Source organism: Microcoleus harperi Pol14_C6, assembly GCF_036701295.1.
GTDB lineage: Bacteria > Cyanobacteriota > Cyanobacteriia > Cyanobacteriales > Microcoleaceae > Microcoleus.
On sequence record NZ_JAUBQN010000096.1, the window covers coordinates 1 to 3,907 of the forward strand.

General features: G+C 47.7%; 6 protein-coding genes. All 6 read left to right on the plus strand.

What is annotated here, in order from left to right:
* The first annotated feature begins 509 nt into the window (after nt 1-509).
* The 6 genes from QUA27_RS27020 (at nt 510) to QUA27_RS27045 (ending at nt 3,865) form a co-directional block, all read left to right on the plus strand.
* On the plus strand, nt 510-734 hold the full coding sequence (locus QUA27_RS27020; protein WP_333072104.1) for a hypothetical protein: 225 nt from the start codon (nt 510-512) through the stop codon (nt 732-734).
* 32 nt (nt 735-766) lie between these two features.
* On the plus strand, nt 767-1,720 hold the full coding sequence (locus tag QUA27_RS27025; protein ID WP_333072106.1) for a transposase: 954 nt from the start codon (nt 767-769) through the stop codon (nt 1,718-1,720).
* Between the two features lie 62 nt (nt 1,721-1,782).
* The gene (locus QUA27_RS27030) at nt 1,783-2,064 is read left to right on the plus strand and encodes an oxidoreductase dimerization domain-containing protein (protein WP_333072113.1); all 282 of its coding nucleotides are present in this window, start codon (nt 1,783-1,785) and stop codon (nt 2,062-2,064) included.
* On the plus strand, nt 2,018-2,767 hold the full coding sequence (locus QUA27_RS27035) for a glucose 1-dehydrogenase (RefSeq protein ID WP_333072108.1): 750 nt from the start codon (nt 2,018-2,020) through the stop codon (nt 2,765-2,767). The genes QUA27_RS27030 and QUA27_RS27035 overlap by 47 nt, the downstream gene beginning before the upstream one ends.
* 45 nt (nt 2,768-2,812) lie before the next feature.
* Nucleotides 2,813-2,947 (plus strand): hypothetical protein, encoded by a 135-nt coding sequence (locus tag QUA27_RS27040; protein WP_333072110.1) that lies wholly within the window; start codon nt 2,813-2,815, stop codon nt 2,945-2,947.
* A gap of 57 nt (nt 2,948-3,004) precedes the next feature.
* Nucleotides 3,005-3,865: an NAD-dependent epimerase/dehydratase family protein gene (locus tag QUA27_RS27045; protein WP_333072112.1), complete on the plus strand. Its 861-nt coding sequence runs from the start codon at nt 3,005-3,007 to the stop codon at nt 3,863-3,865.
* Nucleotides 3,866-3,907: the final 42 nt, after the last annotated feature.

Sequence of the window (3,907 nt, forward strand, 5' to 3'; positions counted from 1 at the left end):
TGCCTGTGACTCGATGTGAAAACCTTAGCTACTAAGCATTTTACCATGCTTAGCACTGATTTTTTGTTTAAGTCTCGATAACAGAGCCAAAAAGAAAATTCACTATCCATTTTAATTCTACTTAATTTACTAATTTTTTCCGTAAACAAATCGGTGCTTTTTGCCCGTTGGTGTCCCACGGTAAGAGCATCTCAATCAGTCTTGACAAAAGGATTTGAGAAGAAGCATGATGTATTCATCATTCATTGCAGCCCGTTTCCTTTTCTGTCGCAAACTACGCTTGAGAGTAGTTTTTTGATTTACAGCATTCACTGTAGTTTAGACTAAATAAAGATGAGAACGGTGGCAAAAGAAGAACTAGAGCTACCGCGCCAGGAGAGAATAAGGGTGAAAAAGAAAACCTACCCACTCCCTAAATGAACAGTGAACGATTAAAGGACTTTCGTCAAGCGGCATACGAGTTATTGGTACTGGCGAAAGATGCAACATTCGAGCTGATGGATGCAGTGATGACCACTAGGAATGCGGCCTGTTTGGCGGAATTTTCGCTCAGTCCGCTATTCAATCGTCAATGGCCAAGCGTCTACGAAGCATTGCAAGACAGTAGACCGGATCGGAAAAAACTGATGATGCTGTATCTCCAGCAATTAGAACAGCAAGTACCCGCAACGGAACACGTTTTAGTGGCAATTGACACGCGCGGGCATGGGGGAGACCAGAGGCTAAAACATTAAAAGACAGAACCCATGAATATCAGCAGGGCGTCATGATTGGACAGGGGTACAGTACAATTGCGTGGATACCCGAAGCACAAGGAAGTTGGGCATTACCCCTACTACATGAACGAATTAGTAGTTGGTCTTCACCAATAGAAAAAGCAGCTTCTCAACTCAAACTTGTTTGTGAACAGAGCATCAATCCAGTCTTAGCAGTTTTAGATAGAGAATATGGCAATGCAAGTTGGGTACTGGCGCAAGCAGACATTCAAGCTGATTGCTTAATGAGAGTCCGAAAAAATGCCTGTTTGTGGTCAGCGCCACCAACATATAGTGGTCGCGGCAGACCACGCAAGCACGGTCAGAAAATGAGGCTCTCTGACCCAACCACATGGCTCCAAGCAGATAATGTGATTGAAATTGACGAACATTCACAGTTGGGACAAGTTCGAGTCAGGCAATGGCTTGACTTACATTTTTATCGTGCCGCCGAACAGAGAGTCAATTTAATCCTGGTCGAAAGAATGAATCCCATGTCAAATGGTCAGCCGTTTCCACCCTTGTGGTTGGCTTGGGTGGGAGAACGAACTCTCCCTCTAGAAACTGTTTGGTTTAAGTATTTACGACGTTTTGGAGTGGATCATTGGTATAGATTTGCTAAGCAAAGATTACATTGGACATTGCCTAACTTGAGAACTCTCGAACAATCTGAGCGCTGGAGCGATTTAATGCCATTGATGAGTTGGCAACTCTGGCTAGCTAGGCATTTAGTCGTCGAGAATATATTACCTTGGCAATCTGCTAATATCAATTTAACTCCGGGACGTGTTGCCCAATCAATGTTGTCAGTTTTAGTTGACCTTGGTACTCCCGCGAAAATGCCTAAACATAGGGGAAAATCCCCCGGCTGGGAAAAAGGAAATGCACGTACTAAGGCACCATACTATCCCACTGTTAAAAAACGGGTTTCTCGACGCAAAAAGTCTTCAAGATTAGCTGTTTAATCTTCTACCTCTTGAGTTTTTGAGCAACATCTTGCCTTCTGTTAAAAGGCGACTACTTTTAGCTGCACTCATTTTTTAGTCTAAACTACAGTGAAACAGGTCGGATTCTCGGATGTTCACTCTTGTGTCATGAAGCGGGTGAAGTGATTTTGACGGTGCAGATGGTGATGCAAGCTCAGATGCCGCACATCGTTCTGCGCGATGGAGTTTTGGCTCATCCCACGATGACCGAAGAATTAAATATGCTGTTTTCAGCGGTTGTAAGCAGCAAGTACAATACCACAGGACTTATTCAAAATGAAAAAACTAGAAGGAAAAGTCGCTCTTGTCACTGGCGGCACTAGCGGCATCGGTCTTGCCACTGCCAAACGCTTTGTCACCGAAGGAGCGTATGTCTTTATCACAGGTCGTCGTCAAACTGAACTCGATGCCGCCGTGAAAGAGATTGGTGAAAAAGTCACTGGTGTTCAGAGCGATGTCTCTAATCTGGCAGATCTCGATCGCCTGTTCGCCACGATTAAACAAGAGCAAGGTCGCCTCGATGTGGTCTTCGCCAATGCTGGCGGTGGAGAAATCGCCCCACTCGGATCGATCACCGAAGAACACTTTGACAAAACGTTCAACACCAACGTTAAAGGTCTGCTGTTCACCGTGCAAAAGGCGCTGCCACTCTTACGCGAAGGCGCTTCTATCATCCTCAACGCCTCGACTGCTTCTACGGTGGGTACCCCAGCCTTCAGTGTTTACAGCGCAACCAAAGCCGCCGTGCGATCGTTTGCCCGCAATTGGACGCTCGACCTCAAAGAGCGCAAGATTCGGGTTAACGCCATTAGTCCTGGCGTAGTTCCTACTCCTGGTTACAATCTCCTAGGACTGAGCGACGAGCAAGTGCAGGAATTCGTGGACAGCCAAGCCGTCAACATTCCATTAGGGCGAGTCGGCACACCTGATGAGATTGCTAAGGCGGTTGTTTTTCTCGCTTCAGACGACAGCAGCTTTGTCAACGGCATCGAGCTGTTTGTCGATGGCGGTATGGCACAGATTTGAAAAGCCTTCGCAGCGAGCGCCAAAATGGTTGAGGAGTTCGCTGCTATGAATGCAAATAACGGCATCATCACTCAGCAGGGCCGATATTCAGTAAGCAAAATCATCGATCGCACAGAAACTATCCTTCAGGCAAAAGGCATTACCATTTGGTCAAAAGCATCGCAGTCATTGCACCTTTAATCAATCGAGCACTCCCATAAGCAAAAATATTTTCATACTTCAACACGAGGTTGACAGATGAAGATTTTTGTTGCCGGGGGAACAGGAGCGATCGGTCGCCCAACGCTCGATCAATTACTTGCCAGAGGACACAATGTTGTCGCGCTGACCCGCACCCAAGAAAGAGCACAGTCCTTAGCGGCACAGGGAATCGAACCGGCGATCGCGGATGTATTCGATGCAGAGTCAGTTAAAGCGGCTGTCAAGAGCGCTCAACCAGAGGTGGTGATCGAACAACTCACCGCTCTACCCAGAACTTACACTCGCGAATCCATGAATGCGACAGCGGCTCTGAATGCGCGAATTCGGTCAGAGGGAGGAGCTAATGTGCTGGCGGCAGCAAAGGCAGCAGGGGTGCGCCGTTTTCTGAAACAGTCTATGGCCTTCTGGGGAATTCCCGGTACTGGATTGGCAGATGAAGAAACACCGTTATCGCTTGATGCCTCCCCCGCCATTGCCGCAGATGCTCGCCTCGTCACTGAGACTGAACGCTGTTTATTGGAAACATCCAATCTCGAAGGAATTGCCTTGCGCTATGGTTTCTTCTACGGGCCCGGCACCTGGTTCAATCCCGATGGCGATGTTGCCCAACAAGTGCGACAGCAACAGTTCCCGATCGTGGGAAATGGTGATGGTGTATGGTCGTGGTTGCACGTTGAGGATGCGGCGATCGCTACCGTTGCAGCAGCAGAGCAGGGCAATCCCGGTATTTATCTGATTGCTAACGATCGACCTTTAGCCGTGTACGAATGGCTCCCTGCGTTTGCTCAATGGCTGGATGCTCCACCACCGCCGCAGGTATCGGTTGAAGATGTTCTGAAAATGGAGGGTGGTGCGGACATTGTTGGCGTTGCACAGTTGTGGTATGCTGAGTGCTAACAGTCAAAGAAAATTCAGCTATGATTTGTCCAGAATGTCAAT